Here is a 19,693-nt window from a genome sequence, read left to right on the forward strand (position 1 = left end):
TCATCACCACCATGACCCACTCCTGGTCCTGCACCGCCACCCCCGTCAGCCTGTACCGCACCGGCGACCTCACCACCAGCGGCAAACAGACCTGGACCGACGGCCGCGTCCCGGGCACCCACGCGGCCACCGGCACGGACCGGGCGGTGCGCTTCGACGGCGTCGACGACCTCGCCGCCACCGCCGGGCCGGTGCTCGACACGTCCCGCAGCTTCAGCGCCGCCGCCTGGGTCCGGCCGACCGGCGGCCTCGACACCACCCGCACCGTCCTGTGCCAGGAAGGAGCCTCCGCCTGCGGGTTCGCGGTCACCTACGCCCCCGCCCCGGTCAACCGCTGGACGCTGACCATGTACGGCGCCGACGCGGCGAACGCGCCCGTCACGCGGGCCCAGTCGACCGCCGCGCCCGTGCTCAACCAGTGGACCCACCTGGCGGTCTCGTGGGACGCGGGCACGAAGACCGCGAACCTGTACGTCAACGGCACCCTCGCCGCCGCCACGGCCCGGGCGTCGAACTGGAACGCCGCCGGGGCCCTGCTCATCGGCCAGGGCAGGGAGAACGGCTCCCGCACCGGCCGTTTCCTGGGCGACGTCGCCGAGGTCCGGGTCTGGGACCGGGTGATCGACCCGCGGGTCGACCTGAACCCGCTGGTCACCCCCGTCCGGTCGGGCGCCTGGAGCATGGCCGACTACGACGAGGACGTGCCCCGGCAGGTCACCGACGACTCCGGCTACCAGCGACCGCTGACCATCACCGACGCGCCGGGCACGACCTGGTGCGACGGCTACGAGCTCGGCGGCGGCCTGTGCTTCGACGGCGTGTCCGGCGCCGCGACGACCGGGCCGGTCGTGCGCACGGACCAGTCGTACACCGTCAGTTTGTGGGTCCGGATCACCGACACCAGCGCGTCGCGGGCCGTGCTGTCCCAGCAGGGCAGCCGGGGCGCGGCCTTCACCGTCCGGAATGACCGGCTGACGGCCGTGAGGGCCGGGGGTCCCGCCGGGACGGGACCACCGGCCCTGCCACGGAACCCGGGCGTGGGCGAGAGTCGACGTGAGCCCACTGAACGGGAGGCCGCCATGACACCGCACCTGCGAGCCGAGATCGACCAGGTCGCCGAGGCCTCGATCGCGGCGCTGCGCGCTCCGTCGATCCTGAACACCCAGCCGTGGCGGTGGCGGCTCGCCGGCAACAACGCCGAGCTGTGGGCCGACCGGTCCCGCCGCCTGGACGGCATCGACCCCGACGGCCGGCTCCTGCTGCTCAGCTGCGGCACCGCGCTGCACCACGCGACCGTGGCGCTGCTCGCCGCCGGCTACGACGCCGGCATCGTCCGGCTGCCGGACCCGGACCGGCCGGACCTGGTCGCCCGGATCCGTCAGGGGCGGCAGCGCACCGCGGACGCCTTCCTGTACCGGGCGATCTACCAACGCCGCACGGACCGCCGGCCGTTCGGCGACACCCGCCCCGGCGACGCCGTGCTCGACGAGCTGCGGGCCGCGGCCGAGCGGCACGGCACCCACCTGCACGTGGTGCGCGACGACCAGGTGACGGCCTTCGCCTCCGCGGTCGCGCACGCGGGGGAGGCGGAGCACGGCGACGCGCGGATCCGGGAGGACCTGCTCGCCTGGACGACCCGCGCCCGGGACGACCGGGACGGCGTCTCGCCCCGCAGCACCGTCCCGGACACCCACCGCACCATCGCGCCCCGGGACTTCAACCTGGCGCGCCCGGCGGCGCTCGAACCGGGCACCGGGTCGGACCGCGGCACCGCGTACGTCATCCTCACCGTCGAGGAGGAGGAACCCTCGAACTGGGTCGCCGCCGGCGAGGCACTCTCCGACGTCTGGCTCACCCTCACCGCCCGCGGGCTGGCCGCCTCGCCGATCAGCGAGGTCGTCGAGGTGCCGGCGGTCCGGGTGGCGCTGCGGCGGCTGCTCGGCGGCGTCGGTCACCCGGCGATCGCGATGCGGGTCGGCGTGCCCGTCGACGACCTGGAGCCGGTCCCGCCGTCCGTCCGCCGCTCGGGCACCGACACCATCGGCCTGCCCGGCCAACCGTGATCTTCTGACGCGTCCCGCCTGCACGGCCACGACACCTCGCGTAGCCTCGGCCTCATATGCCGGGACGGATTGTTGATGTCGCAACCACAACCTGAACACGCATATCGGAGAAAGGACGTCCGGTGACCACTGTCGCGGACCGCACCACTGCCCTCGGCCGGCCCACTGACGACGAGATCGCCCAGCTGGACGCGTGGTGGCGAGCGAACAACTACCTCACCATCGGCCAGATCTACCTGCAGGGCAACCCGCTGCTGCGCCGCCCGCTCGCCCCCGAGGACATCAAACCCCGGCTGCTCGGTCACTGGGGCACCAGCCCCGGCCTGTCGCTGATCTACGCGCACGTGTCGCGGCTCATCCGGCTCACCGGCCAGCAGGCGATCTACCTCGCCGGCCCCGGCCACGGCGGCCCCGCGCTCGTCGCCGCCGGCTACCTGGAGGGCACCTACAGCGAGGTCTACCCGGCGGTGTCGCAGGACGAAGAAGGCCTGCTGCGGCTGTTCCGGCAGTTCTCCAGCCCCGGCGGCATCCCCAGCCACGTCTCCGTGACCACGCCCGGCTCCATCCACGAGGGCGGCGAGCTCGGCTACGTCCTCGTCCACGCGTTCGGCTCCGTCATGGACAACCCCGACCTGCTGACCGTCGCGGTCGTCGGCGACGGCGAGGCCGAGACCGGCCCCCTCGAAGGCTCGTGGAAGGGCGTCTCGTTCATCAACCCGGCCCGCGACGGCGCCGTCCTGCCGATCCTGCACCTCAACGACGCGAAGATCGCCGGCCCGACGGTGCTCGGCCGCAAGGAACCCGCCGAGGTGCGCTCGCTGCTGGAGGGCCACGGCTACGAGGTCCTCGAGGTCAGCGGCTCGGACCTGCCCGGCATGCACCACCGCTTCGCCGCCACCCTCGCCGAGGCGTGGGGCAAGATCCACGCCATCCAGACCGCCGCCCGCAGCACCGACTGGGACGGCGCCCGGCCCCGCTGGCCGATGATCATCCTCCGGTCGCCGAAGGGCTGGACCGGGCCCGAGGAGGTCGACGGCGTCAAGGTCACCGGCACGTGGCGGTCCCACCAGGTGCCGCTGTCCGGCGTCAAGGACAACCCGGAGCACCTGGCGATCCTGGAGCGTTGGCTGCGTTCGTACCGGCCGGAGGAGCTCTTCGACGACGCCGGGGCACCCGTGGCCCTCGTGTCCGGCCTCGCCCCCGGCGGCGACCTGCGGATGAGCGCCAGCCCGCACGCCAACGGCGGCCTGCTCACCCGCGACCTCGACATCCCCGACTTCCGCAAGTACGCGGTCGACGTCGACGAGCCCGGCGCCTCCCGCGCGGAGTCGACCCGGCGCCTCGGCGAGATGCTGCGCGACGTGTACAGCGGCAACCCCGACCGCTTCCGCCTCTTCTGCCCCGACGAGACCAACAGCAACCGGCTCGGCGCCGTCTTCGAGGTCTCCGACCGCGCCTTCATGGAGCGGGTCACCGACGCCGACGTCGCCATCGGCCGCGACGGGCGGGTCATGGAGGTGCTCTCCGAGCACAACTGCCACGGCTGGCTGGAGGGCTACACCCTCACCGGACGGCACGGCATGTTCGCCACGTACGAGGCGTTCGCGATGGTCTCCGCGTCGCAGACGGTGCAGCACGGCAAGTGGCTGCAGGAGGCGAAACGGCTCGACTGGCGGGCCAAGGTGCCCTCGCTGAACGTGCTGCTCACCTCGACCGCGTGGCGCAACGACCACAACGGCTTCTCGCACCAGGGCCCCGGGCTCATCCAGGTCGTGCTCACCCAGCGCGGCGACGTGGCCCGCGTCTACCTGCCGCCGGACGCCAACACGCTGCTGTCCGTCGCGGACCACTGCCTGCGCTCCCGCTCGTACATCAACCTCATCGTCATCGACAAGCAGCCGCAGCTGCAGTGGCTGAGCATGGACCAGGCCATCGAGCACTGCGCGGCGGGCGCGGGGATCTGGGACTGGGCCGGCACCGACGACGGCTCCACCGACCCCGACATCGTGCTGGCCTGCGCCGGTGACGTCGTCACGATGGAGACCGTCGCCGCCGCGCAGATCCTCCGCGAGCGGCTGCCGAAGCTCAAGGTCCGGGTCGTCAACGTCGTGGACCTCATGACGCTGCCCCGCCCGAAGGACCACCCGCACGGGATGAGCCCGACCCGGTTCACCGAGCTGTTCACCGACCACGTCGACGTCGTCTTCGCCTTCCACGGCTACCCGGGCGCCATCCACCAGCTCGTCCACGGCCGCCCCGACGCCGACCGGTTCCGGGTCCGCGGCTTCATCGAGGAGGGCACCACCACGACCCCGTTCGACATGACCGTCCGCAACCGCGCCTCCCGCTTCCACCTCGTCATCGACGCCATCAACAACGCGAAGCGGCTGCCGCGCGGCGCCGCCGAGCTGAAGGCGTGGTGCGAGCGGAAACTCGCCGAGCACGAGGCCTACGTCGTGGAGCACCTCGAGGACCTGCCCGAGGTCCGCGACTGGACCCTCGGCGACTGGGCGGCACAGGGATGAGCACGGCGACCGAAACGCTGGCCCGGGCGGCGGACACCGCCCGGCTGGCGCCCTCCGTGCACAACACCCAGCCGTGGCGTTGGGTCGTGCAGGGCTCGTCCCTGTCGCTGTACGCCGTGCCCGGCCGCCAGCTGCGAGAGCAGGACCCGGCGGGGCGCCTCCTGCTGGTCAGCTGCGGCGCGGCGCTGCACCACGCGCGGGTCGCCCTGGACGCCTCCGGCTGGACGTACGACGTCTCGCGATCCGCCGGCGACGGGTCCACCACGGCCGACGCCGCGACGCCGCTCGCGGTCGTGCACGCCTCGCAGGCCGGGCCCGCCGACCCCGGCGCGATGCGGCGCCTGCAGCTGCTGCAGGTCCGGCGCACCGACCGGCGGGTGGTCAGCGACGAGCCGGTGTCCGCGCTTGTGCGCGAGGCGCTCGTCGCCGCGGCCGGGCAGGAGGGCTCCCGCCTGCACCTGCTCACCCGCGACCAGGTCCTCCAGCTCGCCGTCGTCATCGAGCACGCCGGCGACGCGGAGCGGCACGACGAACGGATGCGCGCCGAGACGGCCGAGTGGGTCGGCGGCGACCGCCCGTCGGGCACCGGCCTGCCCGACACCGTGATCCCCGCCGAACTGCCGCTCACCACGGTCGCCGAACGCGACTTCGGCGTCAGCGGCAACCTCCCGGCCGGCTCCGGCCACGACGAGGCCGCCGCCTACGCCGTCCTGTACGGCGACGGCGACGAACCCTCCGACTGGCTCCGCGCCGGCGAGGCCCTCAGCGAGATCTGGCTCGCCGCGACCGAGCACGGCGCCGCGGTCCTGCCGCTGAGCAGCCCCGTCGAGCTCGACTTCACCCGCCAGGCGCTGCGGCGCATGCTGGGCGAGGTCGGCTACCCGTACCTGGTCCTGCGCCTCGGCACCACGGACCCCGACCACGCCGGCCCGGCCCACACCCCGCGCCTGCCCGTCGAGCAGGTCGTCGAGATCCTGGACTGACAGCACCACCGGCACGATGGGCGGCGGGCCGGCCCGGGCTCGCCGCCCGCTCTTCCTCAGCGGACGGCTGGGACGTCTCAGCGGACGGCCAGGATGTCGATGACGTAGCGGAGCGCCCCGGGCGGGGTGCCGGCCGGGGCGCCGTTCGCGAGGTCGGGTGGCACGTCAGCCTGGACGCGGCTGCCGACGGCGGCGCCCTGGACGGCCGCCTCGAATCCGGCGGCGACGGGGGTGGTGCCGACGACGAGGTCGAAGGTCGTGTTCCTGGACCAGGTGGAGTCGAACTCGACGCCGGTGGTGTAGCTGGCCGCGATGAAGTTGACGGTCGCCGTCTGCCCGCGGGCCACCTTCTCGCCGGTGCCCTCGACGAGCGTGGTCAAGGTCAGCTCGGTCAGGGGGAGGGTTCCCGCGCCGACCACCGGTTTCGCGGCGAGTGCGGGCGGGGTGCCGGTGACCGTGCGGCTCTCCGGGGTGCTCGTGGGGGCCTGGGCGGGCGTCGCTGACGCGGACCGGGTCGGTGAGCCCTTGACCAGGTCAGGGCCGGTGGGTCCGCCGAACTGGTCGCGGAGGACGACGCTCCCGGCCACGGCCGCCACCAGGAGCACGGCGGCCGCCACGACGAGCCCCCGCCGCCGTGCGGCGCGACCTGCCGCGACCGGTGCTTCTGGGGCTTCTGGGGCTTCTTGTCGGACTTCCAGGGCTTCTTGTGGGGCTTCTGGCGCTTCTTGTGCGGCGGGCAGCGGGGCGCGGGCGGCACCGGCGGCCACCACCAGTTGCGGATCCTCGATCGCCGTGGGGGCGACGCCGATGGCGCGGTGCAGCAGCGTCGCGGCGAGCGGGGTGCGGCTCGTCCCACCCACGAGCAGGCAGCCGGCGAGGTCCGCCGGGGCGATCCCGGCCGCTTCGACGGTGGCCGTCGCGAGGGTGACCGTGCGGCGCAGCAGCGGGGCGGCGTCGCGTTCGAGCTCCTCGCGCGTGACGATGACGTCGCGGCCCAGACGCGGCACGTGGACGGTCGCGGACGCTTCGCGGCTGAGCGACTCGCGGGCCTGCCGCACGTCGGTCCACAGCGTCTGGAAGTCGCGCCGGTCGTCGGCGTCGGCAGGGTGCAGCAGCCGCCGCCACTGCGGCGTGCCGGGGCCCGCCGCCGTGCCGACGTGCGCGACGAGCAGAGCGTCCAGGTCGAGCCCGCCGACGTCGTCGAGCCCTCGCGATGCGAGGGTGTGGAAGCCGTCGCCCCGGCGCCGCAGGACGGTCGCGTCGAAGGTGCCGGCGCCCAGGTCGTACACGAGCAGACAACGTCCCTCGTCGACGTCGTGGCCGAGGACGGCGGTGAAGTAGGCGGCGGCCGCGACCGGCTCGGGGACGAGCGCACGGACGGTCAGGCCGGCCTGTCCGGCGGCGCCGATGAGGATCGCCCGGCGGGTCGCCCCCCACGTCACCGGGTGGGTGATGATCGCGTCGCCGACCGGACCGCCGCTGACCCTGGCGGCCTCCTCCGCGACCCGCCGCAGCGTCGCCGCGATCAGCGTGCCGACGGGGTGCGCCCGGTCGCCGAGCAGCACGTCGGTCTCGTCGACGCGCCGCTTCGGGTTGCCCTCGAACCGGCTCGGGTCGACGCGGGCGTTGCGCTCGGCGTCGCGGCCCGTCAGAATCCGCCCGTCCGGCGTGGCGTACACGGCGGACGGCAGCAGCGGAGAGCTGTCGAACAGCAAGTGCTGCCGGCGCCCGTCGTCCCGGCACAGCACCGCCACCGTGTTCGACGTTCCGTAGTCGACGCTGAGCCAGTCCATCGTCGCAGCGTACGGCCCGGCCCTCGACCCGAAGATCACCCGAGGCGGCACTTCTGGATCCGGTTACCATGCATCCCTCCAGGCACCCGTCCCAGGCACCCGTCCGCGCGCGGGACTGCGGGCGTGTGTCCCGGTAGGGAGGTGTCGTGGAGGCTGAGGAGTCGTTCCGTGCGTACGTGGCGGGCCGGTTGGCGGCGTTGTCCCGCATGGCCTACCTGCTGTGCGGTGACCGGCACGCCGCCGAGGACCTCGTGCAGGTGACGCTGGTCCGGGTCGCCCGGCACTGGGAGCGGGTGGTGGCCGGCGGGGACCCGGACCCGTACGTGCGGCGGGTGATGGTCAGCCAGCACGTGTCGCTGTGGCGGCGGCGCTGGCGGCAGGTGCACGTGAGCGATCAGCTGCCGGACCGCGCGGTGCCGGACCGGGCGGACGCCGTCACGACCGCGCTCGCGGTCCAGGCCGCGCTGGCGAAGCTGGCGCCCCGGCAGCGGGCCGTGCTGGTCCTGCGGTACTTCGAGGACCTGACCGAGGCCGCGACCGCCGACGTGCTGCGCTGCTCGGTCTCGACCGTGAAGAGCCAGACCCGCGACGCCCTCGCCGCCCTCCGTGTCAAAGCGCCCGAGCTGGCCGAGGTGATGTCATGACCGTGCCGTTGCGTGACACGCTGCGTGAGCTGGGGGAGCGGATGCCGCCCGCCCGGCTGCCCGAGGACCCGTGGCGGCGCGGGCGGCGGCAGCGGCGCCGGAGCCGGGTCGTCGCGGCCGTCGTCGTGGCGCTGCTGTGCGCGGCCGTGGCCGTCCTGCCCGGCGTACACCTGGAACCCCAGCCGTCCGGGGGCGACCCGGCCGTCCCCGCCGGCATCGAGCTGCCGTACTTCTTCCAGGCGACGGTCGGCATGGCGCCGCCCGGCCCGGCCACGGTCCTGTTCGGCGGCTACAGCTGGGGGCTGTCCAGCGACCCCTACCCCTTCGAGGAGGAGGGTGGCAAGCTCGCCGTTGTCGGGCGTAACGGCGCCTACCGCATGCTGCGCTATCCGGACGACAAGCTGCGTGCCGGGCAGGACGTGCGGCTGTCCCCGGACGGCAACCTCGTCGCGCAGAGCATGCTGACCGGCGGTCCGCCCGGGTGGCTGGTGGTCACCGACCTGCGCACCGGCCGCAGCCGCGGCTACGGCGACGGGCCGCCGGCCTGCTGCTTCGAGGTCGCGGCGTGGCGGCCGGACAGCGGCGCCGTCCTGGTACTGCACGGCGACAACAACGACTATGACCCGGCAACCGACCGCCCACGGGCACAGTACATCCTGGTCGACCTGGCCAGCGGCGCGCTGGTCCCGGTCGACGACGTGTTCCCGCGCGACCCCGTCGCCTCGGCATGGGTGGCGGCGTTCGCGCCGGACGGCCACGGGTTCGTCGCGACGAGGCCCTCCGCGGGCGGCACCGAGTTGCGCGGTTACGACGCCGCCGGCCGGCGGCTGTGGACCCGCGACCTCGGCGACCGGCGGCTGGCCGGCTCGGGCGCCTACACACCGGACAGTTCGGCCGTGGCACTGCTGACCATCGACGGGTGCACGAACACCAAGGAGTGCGACCACGATCGGCTCGCCGCCCGGCGATGGCGCGTCTCCTACGTGGACGCCGCCACCGGCGCGGACCGCGAAGGGCCGGCGCTGCCGACGGTGACCGGTCCGGCGGTGCGAGCGCTCGGCTGGCACGGCGACACCCTCGTCGTCGTGCAATACGAACTCGAAGCCGAAGTCCTGCTGGAACCGGACGATACGGGCTGGTCGGAGACCCGGCACGTCCGCGTGCTGGCGCTGCGACCAGACGGCACCGTGAGCGTCGTGCTGGACCCGCCGGGCGACGTCAGCTCCATCGACATCGCGCAGGACCTGCTCCGCGACGGGCGGTTCGGTGGCCCGGTGCCAGCGCCGGCGGCGCTGCCCGCCCGCTGGTCGGTGATCGCGCAGGTAGGCTCGCTCGCGCTCTGCGTGATGTCACCGGTGCTGCTGATCGCCGCCCTCGTCATCCGGCTGGTCCGCCGCCGCACGGCCCGGCCGTAGCGGCGGCGTCTCGGCCCGTTGCCGGCCGCGGCTCAGCGGTCCTCCGGCACGGGTAGCTCCCGTCCGAGGCGTACGAGCGGGGACAGGACCATCACCAGGGGTGACACCATCATGCCGGCGCCCGCCACGAGGATGGCGGTGCGTAGTCCCAGCCCTCCCGCGAGGAGGCCGCCGAGCAGCGAGCCCAGCGGGGTCAGGCCCATGCCGGCGAACGTGATCGTCGCGGCGGCGCGGCCCTGCATCCCGTCCGGGGTCACGGCCTGCCGGACGGCCATGACGGTGACGTTGACCAGCTGCCCGAAGGCCCCGACCACGAAGTTGATGGCGGCGAGCGCCGGCACCGTCACCGCGGGGGTGCCCTGCACCGCCGGCACGAGCAGCAGCGCGCCGTTGCCGATCGTCGCCGCGGACACCAGCACCACGCCGTGGCCGAACCTGCCGGGCAGGCGGGCGGCGAGCAGCGCCCCGGCGAGCGCCCCGGGGCCGGTCGCCGCGAGCACCAGCCCGACCGCGCCGCCCGGCAGGCGCAGGTCCTCGGTGAGGTAGACCAGATACGCGGTCATCACGGCCGCGAACGAGAACTGGAACGCGCCGGAGGCCAGGCACACGGCCCGCAGCGACGCCTCACCGGCGACGAAGCGGACGCCTTCCCTGACCTCCCGCCACACGTGCGGGGCCCGGCCGGCGGGCTCCGGGGCCGGCTCGCGGTGCCGGATCCGCGAGACCGACCCGAACGACAGCGCGAACAACAGCCCGTTGGCCACCGCCGCGATCGACGCCGACGGCAGCGACACCAACGCCCCGCCGAGCGCCGGACCACCGATCTGCGCCGCGGACCGGCTGCCCTCGAGCGCGCTGTTGCCGCGCAGCAACTGGTCGCGCCGCAGCATCCGTACGAGCAACGCCTGGTACGCCACGTCGAAGAACACCGACATCGTCCCCAGCGCGAACCCCGCGACCAGAAGGATCGGCAGGTCGAGGCCGCCGGCGAGGGCGGCCGCGGCGACCCCGGTCAGCACCAAGGCGCGGCCGAGGTCCGCCAGCATCATGACGTTGCGGGCGCGCCACCGGTCCACCCACGCGCCGATGAACAACGACAGCAGCAGCAACGGCGCCTGCCCGACGGCCCTGAGCGCACCGAGCCCGCCGACGTCGAGGTGCAGCGTCAGCACGGCGATCAGGGACAGGACGACCAGGCTCGCATGCTCGCCGAGCTGCGAGGCGGTCTGCCCCACCCAGAGCCTGCGGAAGTCGGCGTCGCGCCAGAGAGCGGAATCGGGCGCAGCGGAAGACGTGGACGGCACAGAAGACCCCTCGGGTGACCGAGAACAAGGGCCCGCCACCCGTTCCGCAGACGCGTGAACGGGTCGAGGCGGGGAGTGCTCGCTGTGCCGCGCTTTCGAAGGCAGCACGCGATGACCGGGGCCTCACGGCCCAAACGTCAACGCGTGCTCGAACGACCGGGCATCTCAACTCCTGGAGGGATCAGTCGGCAAGCAGACGCTAACCATCGACGGCCCGGCGCGCAACGCGATACGAACGGCGGCGCGGTGGGGCATGCTGCTTGGAGGAAGGCCTGAGCCAACCGTGTGGAGGTGTGCGATGTCCCGTGTCCAGCTCGCGCTCCGGGTCCCGGACCTGGAAGCGTCAGTGGCGTTCTACTCGAAGCTGTTCGGCACCGAACCGGCCAAGCGCCGCCCCGGCTATGCGAACTTCGCGATCGCGGAACCCCCGCTGAAGCTCGTCCTGCTGGAAGGCGAACCCGGCCGGCCGACCGCACTGGATCACCTCGGCGTCGAGGTCGAGACCACCGAGGCCGTCGACGCCGCGACCGGCCGGCTGACCGGGGCGGGACTCATCACCCTGACCGAGGGCGACACCGAGTGCTGCTACGCGTTGCAGGACAAGGTCTGGGTGCGGGGCCCGGGCGACGAGCCATGGGAGGTGTACGTGGTCAAGGGAGACTCCGACGTGGGGGACAAGCCCATCGTCGTGGAGACCTGCTGCACTCAGCCGGCCGACAGCGCGCCCGCCGTCGTGCCGTCGCCCGTCGTGCCGTCGCCCGCCGTGGCGCCTGCCGGACCGGCGTAGCAGTCGGTCCGGCGTAGCAGTCGGTCCGGCCGTTCGCAGCGGTCATCTGGTCGGAGCGGCCCGCCGGACGTGGTGGTGGCCGAGAAGGAAGGTCACCAGGCCCGGGACGGCGGCAGCCGCGGCGCAGGCCAGCGCCTGGTGCAGGGTCAGCGGCGTCGTGCCGAGCAGGGACTGCAGCGGCGGGAGCCAGACGGCGGCGAGCTGCAGGACGAGGGACAGGCCGACGGCGGCGTCCAGGCTCCAGTTGCGCTGCCCGCCGCCACGGGCCCGCAGGGCGAGGGCGACACCGAGCTGGGCGAGTCCGAGCACCAGGAACAGCACGCTCTGCCACGGACCGCCGGCGTGCCGCGTCCACAGCGCCGCGGCCAGGACCGTGGCCGTGATCAGTGCGCTCGTGACGGCGATCGGCGCGGCCAGCCCACCGAGGATCGCCTGGTCCGGGCGGCGCGGCGGCCGCCGCATCAGGCCAGGGTCGGCGGGCTCCCCACCCAGCGCGACGCCCGGCAGCCCATGCGTGATCATGTTGATCCACAGGATCTGCGCCGGCAGCAACGGCACGGGCATGCCCAGCCATGGCCCGGCGAGCATGACGAGCACCTCGGCGGCACCGCCGGACAGCGCGTACACGAGGAAGCGGCGGATGTTGGCGTAGATGCGCCGCCCCTCACGCACCGCGGTGGCGACGGTGGCGAGGTTGTCGTCGGCGAGGACGAGGTCCGCGGCCTGGCGCGCCGCCTCGGTGCCGCCACGGCCCATCGCGACCCCGATGTCGGCCCGGCGCAGGGCAGGCGCGTCGTTCACACCGTCGCCGGTCATGGCCACGACGCCGCCACCGCGCTGGAGCCCTTCGATGATGGTCAGCTTCTGCTCGGGACTGGTCCGCGCATACACGACGGGCACCGCACCGCCCGCCCCGTTCTGCGCCGCGTCACTGCCCAGGCGGTGGGCAGGCACGGCACCGCCCGCCCCGTGAGGTGGCGTGGCCCCGTCCGGGCCGTGAGGTGGCGTGGCGCCGGTCAGGCTGTGGGGTGGCGTGGCATTGCCCGGGCTGTGGGGCGCTGCGCTGGCCGGGCCGTGAGGCGGCGCGGTGCCGTCAGGGGCGTGGGGAGGCGTGGCGAGGGTCAGGCTTTGGAGAGACACGGCGTTGCCCAGGTCGTGGGGTGGCGCGGTGCTGGCCAGGCCGTAGTGCGGCGTGGTGCTGTCTGGGCTGTGGGGCGTGGTGCCGTCCAGGCTATGGGGAGACGCGGTGCTGGTCAGGCCGTGAGGTGACGCGGTGCAGCCCAGGTCATGGGGTGGCGTGGCGCTGTCTGGGCTGTGAGGAGGCGTGGTGCCGTCCATGCCCTGAGGCGGCGTGATGGTGGCCGGGTCGGTGCCGAGCGCCACCGTTGCGCCGGGGGTGGCGAGGCCGACCCGCTCGGCGATCGCCGCAGCCGTCGCCGGGTGGTCCCCGGTGATGAGGATGACCTCGATGCCGGCGTCCCTCAACGCGGCCACGGCCGCCGGCGCCGCCTTCCGCACCGGGTCGATGAGGGCGACCAGCCCGAGCGGCCGCAGGTCCCGTTCGGCTTCCTCCGGCGTCGGCACGGAGTCCCGGTGCGCCCCCGCGACGGCAAGCACCCGGTAGCCCTCCGCGGCAAGCGCACGGTAGCCCTCCGCGGCAAGCGCACGGTAGCCGTCGGTGGCGAACGCCTGGTCGTCGGCGGCAAGCGCCCGGTAGCGCTCCGCGGCGAGTGCCTGATGGTCCTCGGCGGCGAGCGCCTGGTGGCCGTCGGCGGCGAGCGCCTGGTGGCCGTCAGTGGCAGGCGCCTGGTGGTCGGCGGTGCGTGGCTGGTGGCCGTCGGTGGCGATTGCCTGGTGGCCGTCGGTGGCAGGCGCCCGGTAGTCGTCGGTGGTGAGCGCCCGGTGGTCGTCCGTGGTGAGCGCCGGCGGTGTGGCGGTGAGCAGCACGTCAGGTGCGCCCTTGGACACGACCAGGTATCCGCCGGCGGGGTCGGCATGGACGGTGGTCATGCGGCGGCGCACGGCATCGAACGGCACCTCGGCCACGCGGGGGAACTCCTGCCGCACCTTCAGGTCGACGCCGCAGCGTCCGGCGGCGGCGAGCAGGGCGGCCTCCATCGGGTCGCCGACCGGCGCCCAGGCAGGTCGGGCGTGGTCGAGGTCAGCGTCGTTGCACAGCACGAGCGCCCGGGCGAGCTCGAGCCCGGCGGCGCCCGGCTCGGGCGTCGCGGTCCCGGAAGGCGCGTAGCCGGCGCCCGTCAGGGTGATCTCGCCGCCGTCGGGCAGCAGGAGCCGCTCGACGCTCATCAGCCCTTCGGTGAGCGTGCCGGTCTTGTCGGTGGCGAGGACGGTGACGGAGCCGAGGGTCTCCACGGCGGGCAGCCGGCGCACGATCGCCGACCGCCGCGCCATCCGGTGCGCGCCGAGGGCCAGGGCCAGGGTCACGACCGCCGGCAGCGACTCGGGCACGGCGGCGACGGTGAGGCTCACCGCGGCCAGCAGCATCTCGGTGACTGGTTGGCCGCGCAGCACACCGACCAGGAACACCACCCCGGACAGCACGACCGCGCCCAGGGCGAGGACCTTGCCGAGCCCGACGAGCCGGCGCTGCAGCGGCGTCTGCCGCCGCGGCTGCCCGGCGACCAGGGCGGCGATGCGGCCCAGCGCGCTGTGCTGGCCGGTGCGCACGACGACACCGGTGGCGCGGCCGGTGGCGGTGACGGTGCCCGCGGACAGCTCGTCACCGGCGGACCGGGCCACCGTCATCGACTCGCCGGTGAGCGCCGACTCGTCCAGGGCCAGCCGGACCGCCTCGACGACCCGCAGGTCGGCGGGGACGATGTCGCCGGCCTCCACCCGCACGACGTCGCCGGGCACCAGCTCGGCGGCGGGGACGGAGACGTCGGCGCCGTCGCGGCGGACCCTGGCGGACGGGGCGGCCATGCGGCGCAGCGCCGCCACCGCCCGGTCCGCGCGCAGCTCCTGCACGACGCCGACGGTGGTGTTGAGGACGATCACCAGCGCGATGACGACCAGGTCGCTGACGTCCCGCAGCGTCGCGGTCACGACCATGGCGACCAGCAGCACGACGATCAGCGGGTCCCGCAGCTGCACGCCGATCCGCGCGACGATCGACGGTGGCGGCGCGGCCGGAAGCTCGTTGCGCCCGTGCCGCTCCCGCAGCGCGGTGACCTCCGTGGCGCTGAGCCCGGCCGGGTCCGTCAACGTCGTGGTCATGCCTCGACCCTCCCACCGTCCACCCCCGCCGCCCAGCGGCGAAGGTCCCGCCCGAGGCGGGACCTTCGACGTACGACCAACGGCTCAGGTGGCCGACGGCGCGTGCGCGATCAGCACCGGGCATTCGGCGTGCTGCATCAGCTGCTGCCCGACCGACCCCAGCAGCAGCCCGGCGAACCCGCCGTGCCCGCGGCTGCCGACCACCACCAGCTGCGCCGTGTGCGACACGCCGATGAGCACCTTGGCGGCCCGTCCGGCGGCCAGCAGCGCCTCGACCTTCACGCCGGGGTACCGCTCGCGCCACCCGGCCAGCGACGACTCCAGCGCCGCCCGCTCCGCCGCCTCGGCCGCCTCGCGCGGGACCAGTACCGGTGACGGCGGCACGAAGGCGCGGACCGCCACCAGCTCGGTGCCGCGCGCGGCCGCCGCCTCGAACGCCAGCCGCAGCGCCGCCTCCGCCGACGGCGAGCCGTCGACCCCGACCACGACCGGGCCGGTGACCGCGTCGGAGTGCCCGCGCACGACCGCGACGGGCGTGCGGGCGTGCATGGCGACTTGCTGGCTCACCGAGCCCAGCAGCAGGTTGCTGACCCCGCCGGCGCCGCGGCTGCCGACGACCAGCAGGCCGGCGGCCTCGCCCAGGTCGAGCAGCGTCGCCGCGCCGGGCGCGTGGACGGCGACGCCGACGACGTCGAGCCCGTCGTGGCGGTCGCGGACGCGGGCGGCGGCCTCGGCGACGAGCTGCTCACCGGCCCGCTCCGCCGCCTCGATCAGCTCGGCCGTGACGTCGTAGTACACGCCGGGCCACACGACCTGGTAGCCGTGCACGATCCGCAGCTGGGCCCGCGCCCGTGCGGCCTCGGCGGCGGCCCAGTCGACCGCCTTGCGGGCCTCGTCGGATCCGTCGTACCCGACGACGACTCGTTGGATGTTCATGACAGCTCCCTTACCGTGAGTCGGAACCGGTCGCGACGACCGAGCAGCGGCCCGCTTCCAGCCGGGCGACCGGCACCCGGAAGGGCGAGCAGGAGACGTAGTCGAGCCCGGCGTCGTGGAAGAAGTGGATGGAGGCGGGGTCGCCGCCGTGCTCGCCGCAGACCCCGATGTGCAGGTCCGGCCGGGTCCGGCGGCCCTCGTCGACCGCGATGCGGACCAGCCTGCCGACCCCGTCGCGGTCGATCGACTCGAACGGCGAGACGCCGAAGATGCCCAGCTCCAGGTAGCGGGTGAAGAACGCGCCCTCGACGTCGTCGCGGGAGAAGCCCCACCCCATCTGCGTGAGGTCGTTGGTACCGAAGGAGAAGAAGTCGGCCGCGCGGGCGATCTCGCCGGCGGTCAGGGCGGCGCGCGGCACCTCGATCATCGTGCCGACCCGCGCCTGCACGCCGAGCGACCCCAGCAGCCGCAGCGCCTCCTCGCGGACGGCCTCCAGCTCCTGCACGGCGCCCACGAGCGGCACCATGATCTCCGGCCGGACCGTGACCCCGCGCTCGCGGCACGCGAGCGTCGCCTCGGCCACGGCGCGGATCTGCATCGCGAACAGGCCGGGCACGACCAGGCCGAGCCGCACCCCGCGCAGGCCGAGCATCGGGTTCTCCTCGTGCATCCGCTGGACCGCGTCGAGCAGCGCCCGGTCGTGCCCGTCCGGCTCGCCGCGCGACTCCTCGAGCGCGACCCGCACGGCCAGCTCGTCCAGCGGCGGCAGGAACTCGTGCAGCGGCGGGTCGATGAGCCGGATCGTCACCGGCAGCCCGTTCATCGCCTCGAACAGCCGCTCGAAGTCGGCGCGCTGCAAGGGCAGCAGATCGGCGAGGGCCTTGTCGCGTTCGTCGTCGGTGCCGGCGAGGATGAGCCGCTCGACCAGCGGCCGCCGCTCGCCGAGGAACATGTGCTCGGTGCGGCACAGCCCGATGCCCTGGGCGCCGAACCGGCGGGCGCGGGCGGCGTCGTCGGCGGTGTCGGCGTTGGCCCGCACGCCGAGGCGCCGGACCTTGTCGGCGTGGGCGAGGATCCGGTCGACGGCCGCGACCAGCGGGTCGGCGCCGGGGGAGAGCGTGCCTTCGAAGTACCGGACGACCGGCGACTCCTGCACCGGCACGGCGCCGAGGTACACGGTGCCGGCGCTGCCGTCGATCGACACGACGTCGCCCTCGGCCACCGTCCGGCCGTCCACTGTGAAGTGTCCGTCGTGGACCTCGATGCGGTCGGCGCCGCACACGCACGTCTTGCCCATGCCGCGGGCGACCACCGCCGCGTGCGACGTCTTGCCGCCGCGGCTCGTCAGGATCCCCTGCGCGGCGATCATGCCGGGCAGGTCGTCGGGATTGGTCTCCCGCCGCACCAGGATGACCCGCTCGCCCCGCGCGGCCAGCGCCGCCGCCCGCTTCGCGTCGAAGACCACCGCGCCGACCGCGGCGCCCGGGGACGCCGCGACACCCCGGGCCAGCCGCTCGGGCGCCCTGGAGAGGTCGAACGCCGGGAACATCAGCTGCGCCAGCTGCGCTCCGGTCACCCGGTGCAGCGCCTCGTCGAGGTCGATGACGCCCTCGTCGACGAGCTGCGCGGCGATGACGAACGCGGCCGCCGCGGTCCGCTTGCCGACGCGCGTCTGCAGCATCCACAGCTTGCCGCGCTCGATGGTGAACTCGATGTCGCACAGGTCCCGGTAGTGCGCCTCCAGCTTCGCCATGATGACCATCAGCTCGTCGTAGGCGCGCTTGTCGACGGCGGCGAGCTGCTGCAGCGGCACGGTGTTGCGGATGCCGGCGACGACGTCCTCACCCTGGGCGTTGGCGAGGTAGTCGCCGTAGACGCCGGGCTCGCCGGTCGCCGGGTCGCGGGTGAACGCCACGCCGGTCCCGGAGTCCGGGCCGAGGTTGCCGAAGACCATGGCGACGATGTTGACGGCGGTGCCGAGGTCCGCCGGGATGTGCTCCTGCCGGCGGTACAGCACGGCCCGCTCGCCGTTCCACGAGTCGAAGACGGCGCGGATCGACTGGTCGAGCTGCTCCCGCGCGTCCTGCGGGAAGTCGTGGCCGGTGTGCTCGCGGAAGATCTCGCGGTACCGCGTGACGAGCCCCCGCAGCGCGGCCGCGTCGAGGCCCAGGTCATCGGTGGTGCCCGCGGCGCGTTTGGCGTCGTCGAGGGCGCGCTCGAAGGCCTCGCCGGGCACCCCGCACACGGTCCTGCCGAACATCTGGATCAGCCGCCGGTAGGAGTCCCAGGCGAACCGCGCGTCGCCGCCGGTCTGCGCGGCGAGGCCGGCGACGGTCGCGTCGCTCAGCCCGACGTTCAGGATGGTCTCCATCATGCCCGGCATCGAGAACTTCGCGCCGGAGCGCACCGACACCAGCAGCGGATCGTCCGGGTCGCCGAGCCGCCGGCCGGCCTGCCGTTCGAGCCGCTCCAGGTGCAGGCCGATCTCGTCGGCCAGGCCGAACGGCTCGTCGCCGCCGCGCAGGTACGCCCGGCAGGCGTCGGTCGTGACGGTGAAGCCGGGCGGCACCGGCAGCCCGAGGTTCGCCATCTCGGCGAGGTTGCCGCCCTTGCCGCCGAGCAGGTCCTTGAGCTCCTTGCTGCCCTCCGCGAAGTCATACACGTACTTGGTCACGGCCGGCCTCCTTCGGCACGGTGTGCGCCGCCGGCGCCGGTCGGCACTGGCGGATGGTGACGGTGCCCCGGACGCAGCCCAGGTCGTCGACGACGTACGCGACGTCCGCCCCGGCGGTGGTGAGCGTGTGCGCGACCCGCGCCGGCGACCAGGCCTCGCCGACCACGACGGCGTCGGCCATGAGGTCGCCGGCCGCCGCGTGGCGCCTGGCGTGCCGGCGGCGCCGGTGGCGGGGTGTGCCCGCGACGCGGGGACCGTCCACGCCGGCGAACAGGTCGGGGTGGTCGGCGGTGTCGATGGCGCCGAGCAGCCGGCCGAACTCGTCGACGACCGCGACGTGCGACGCGCGGGACGCCTCGACGACGTCCACGAGGTGCTGCAGGCCGGCGCGCTCGCCGACGGTCGGCACGGTCACGGTGCACCTCCACGATGTTCCGACTCGACGCTAGGCACGGTTTCCGGCCGCGGACAGGGCCGTTGGACCCGGTGGCACGGGCCGGTCGAACGGCACCCGTGGAGGTGCCGTTGTGCCCTGCCGCGGGGTGCCGGCGGGCCATACGTTCGGCTCAGCAGACAGCGACGGATTGAGCAGGAGGCAGGCCATGGGACGCTGGAACGTCGCCGACGTGATGACGATCGGCGCGATTTCCGTGCAGGAGGACACGCCGTTCAAGGAGATCGTCGACCTCCTGGAGGCGCACGAGATCAACGCGGTGCCGGTGGTCGACGCGCACGACCGGGTCGTCGGCGTCGTATCGTCGGCCGACCTGGTGCCGAAGATCGAGTTCGCCGGCGACGACGACCACCCGCGGCTGTTCGAGGGCCGGCACACCCGCCAGGCGCGCGGCAAGGCCCACGCGACCGCCGCGGGCGAGCTGATGAACGCCCCGGCCGTCACCGTGCTGAGCACCACGTCGGTGGTCGCCGCCGCCCGCATCATGGAGACCGACGAGCTGAAGCGCCTGCCGGTCGTCGACGACCTGGGCCGCCTCATCGGCATGGTCACCCGCCGCGACCTGCTGAAGGTGTTCCTGCGCACCGACGAGGACATCCGCCGCGAGATCCTCACCGAGGCCGTCGACGACCTCGTCGGCATCGACCGGTCGCAGCTGCGGGTCGAGGTCGACGACGGCGTGGTCACCCTGCTCGGCGAGGTCGACCGCGGCTCGCTCGTCGCGCCGCTGGTCCGCCAGATCGAACGCGTCGACGGCGTCGTCGACGTGGTCAGCCACCTGTCGTTCGACCGGGACGACACCGCCGACCAGCCGAAGCCCTACCGCTCCCCGGTGATGTTCTGACCGGCGAGCGGCAGGACGCCCGGGCCCCTCATGC

The 19,693-nt window shown here is 74.2% G+C and carries 13 protein-coding genes; 7 read left to right on the plus strand and 6 right to left on the minus strand.

Translation table 11 applies throughout. From position 1 onward, the window contains the following. The 3 genes from AB0I21_RS54935 to AB0I21_RS54945 all read left to right on the plus strand — a co-directional run. On the plus strand, nucleotides 1–2,063 hold a 2,063-nt coding region (locus tag AB0I21_RS54935), incomplete at its 5' end, for a LamG-like jellyroll fold domain-containing protein (RefSeq protein WP_360573652.1). A 122-nt stretch (nucleotides 2,064–2,185) separates the two neighbouring features. Continuing rightward, the gene (locus AB0I21_RS54940) at nucleotides 2,186–4,588 is read left to right on the plus strand and encodes a phosphoketolase family protein (RefSeq protein ID WP_360573654.1); all 2,403 of its coding nucleotides are present in this window, start codon (nucleotides 2,186–2,188) and stop codon (nucleotides 4,586–4,588) included. Further along, nucleotides 4,585–5,571: a nitroreductase gene (locus AB0I21_RS54945; RefSeq protein ID WP_360573656.1), complete on the plus strand. Its 987-nt coding sequence runs from the start codon at nucleotides 4,585–4,587 to the stop codon at nucleotides 5,569–5,571. Before AB0I21_RS54940 ends, AB0I21_RS54945 begins: the two co-directional genes overlap by 4 nt. A gap of 77 nt (nucleotides 5,572–5,648) precedes the next feature. On the opposite strand, the gene AB0I21_RS54950 is transcribed toward AB0I21_RS54945, so the two are convergent. Then, on the minus strand, nucleotides 5,649–7,364 hold the full coding sequence (locus tag AB0I21_RS54950; protein WP_360573658.1) for an Hsp70 family protein: 1,716 nt from the start codon (nucleotides 7,362–7,364) through the stop codon (nucleotides 5,649–5,651). Nucleotides 7,365–7,510: 146 nt separating this feature from the next. On the opposite strand from AB0I21_RS54950, the gene AB0I21_RS54955 reads away from it, so the two are divergent. Further along, entirely contained in the window at nucleotides 7,511–8,008 is a 498-nt protein-coding gene (locus AB0I21_RS54955; RefSeq protein ID WP_360573660.1) for a SigE family RNA polymerase sigma factor, read from the plus strand. Beyond that, nucleotides 8,005–9,423, plus strand: coding sequence for a hypothetical protein (locus tag AB0I21_RS54960; RefSeq protein WP_360573662.1), 1,419 nt, complete (start codon nucleotides 8,005–8,007; stop codon nucleotides 9,421–9,423). Before AB0I21_RS54955 ends, AB0I21_RS54960 begins: the two co-directional genes overlap by 4 nt. A gap of 32 nt (nucleotides 9,424–9,455) precedes the next feature. On the opposite strand, the gene AB0I21_RS54965 is transcribed toward AB0I21_RS54960, so the two are convergent. Continuing rightward, nucleotides 9,456–10,727 (minus strand): MFS transporter, encoded by a 1,272-nt coding sequence (locus tag AB0I21_RS54965; RefSeq protein WP_360573664.1) that lies wholly within the window; start codon nucleotides 10,725–10,727, stop codon nucleotides 9,456–9,458. A gap of 298 nt (nucleotides 10,728–11,025) precedes the next feature. Between AB0I21_RS54965 and AB0I21_RS54970 the strand changes: the two genes are divergently transcribed. Further along, nucleotides 11,026–11,514 carry an ArsI/CadI family heavy metal resistance metalloenzyme gene (locus AB0I21_RS54970; protein WP_360573666.1) on the plus strand — a complete coding sequence of 163 codons (489 nt, stop codon included), beginning with the start codon at nucleotides 11,026–11,028 and terminating at the stop codon, nucleotides 11,512–11,514. 42 nt (nucleotides 11,515–11,556) lie between these two features. Here AB0I21_RS54970 and AB0I21_RS54975 read toward each other — a convergent pair whose 3' ends face one another. The 4 genes from AB0I21_RS54975 to AB0I21_RS54990 all read right to left on the minus strand — a co-directional run bounded on the left by AB0I21_RS54975 (nucleotide 11,557) and on the right by AB0I21_RS54990 (nucleotide 18,776). Continuing rightward, the gene (locus AB0I21_RS54975; RefSeq protein ID WP_360573668.1) at nucleotides 11,557–14,751 is read right to left on the minus strand and encodes an HAD-IC family P-type ATPase; all 3,195 of its coding nucleotides are present in this window, start codon (nucleotides 14,749–14,751) and stop codon (nucleotides 11,557–11,559) included. An 84-nt stretch (nucleotides 14,752–14,835) separates the two neighbouring features. Next, nucleotides 14,836–15,687, minus strand: coding sequence for a universal stress protein (locus tag AB0I21_RS54980; RefSeq protein WP_360573670.1), 852 nt, complete (start codon nucleotides 15,685–15,687; stop codon nucleotides 14,836–14,838). A gap of 10 nt (nucleotides 15,688–15,697) precedes the next feature. Then, on the minus strand, nucleotides 15,698–18,361 hold the full coding sequence (gene ppdK / locus AB0I21_RS54985) for a pyruvate, phosphate dikinase (protein WP_360573672.1): 2,664 nt from the start codon (nucleotides 18,359–18,361) through the stop codon (nucleotides 15,698–15,700). After that, nucleotides 18,342–18,776, minus strand: coding sequence for a hypothetical protein (locus tag AB0I21_RS54990; RefSeq protein ID WP_360573674.1), 435 nt, complete (start codon nucleotides 18,774–18,776; stop codon nucleotides 18,342–18,344). The genes ppdK and AB0I21_RS54990 overlap by 20 nt, the downstream gene beginning before the upstream one ends. Nucleotides 18,777–18,963: 187 nt before the next feature. On the opposite strand from AB0I21_RS54990, the gene AB0I21_RS54995 reads away from it, so the two are divergent. Further along, on the plus strand, nucleotides 18,964–19,659 hold the full coding sequence (locus AB0I21_RS54995) for a CBS domain-containing protein (protein WP_360573676.1): 696 nt from the start codon (nucleotides 18,964–18,966) through the stop codon (nucleotides 19,657–19,659). Nucleotides 19,660–19,693 lie beyond the last annotated feature (34 nt).

The sequence above is a fragment of the Dactylosporangium sp. NPDC050588 genome (genome assembly GCF_040654975.1).
In the GTDB taxonomy this organism is placed as follows: domain Bacteria; phylum Actinomycetota; class Actinomycetes; order Mycobacteriales; family Micromonosporaceae; genus Dactylosporangium; species Dactylosporangium maewongense.

Bases quoted from the DNA above. Each gene is read 5' to 3' on its own strand.
- AB0I21_RS54975 (WP_360573668.1), bottom strand. From the start codon at position 14,751: ATGACCACGACGTTGACGGACCCGGCCGGGCTCAGCGCCACGGAGGTC.
- AB0I21_RS54960 (WP_360573662.1), top strand. From the start codon at position 8,005: ATGACCGTGCCGTTGCGTGACACGCTGCGTGAGCTGGGGGAGCGGATG.
- AB0I21_RS54945 (WP_360573656.1), top strand. From the start codon at position 4,585: ATGAGCACGGCGACCGAAACGCTGGCCCGGGCGGCGGACACCGCCCGG.
- AB0I21_RS54950 (WP_360573658.1), bottom strand. From the start codon at position 7,364: ATGGACTGGCTCAGCGTCGACTACGGAACGTCGAACACGGTGGCGGTG.
- AB0I21_RS54980 (WP_360573670.1), bottom strand. From the start codon at position 15,687: ATGAACATCCAACGAGTCGTCGTCGGGTACGACGGATCCGACGAGGCC.
- AB0I21_RS54970 (WP_360573666.1), top strand. From the start codon at position 11,026: ATGTCCCGTGTCCAGCTCGCGCTCCGGGTCCCGGACCTGGAAGCGTCA.
- AB0I21_RS54995 (WP_360573676.1), top strand. From the start codon at position 18,964: ATGGGACGCTGGAACGTCGCCGACGTGATGACGATCGGCGCGATTTCC.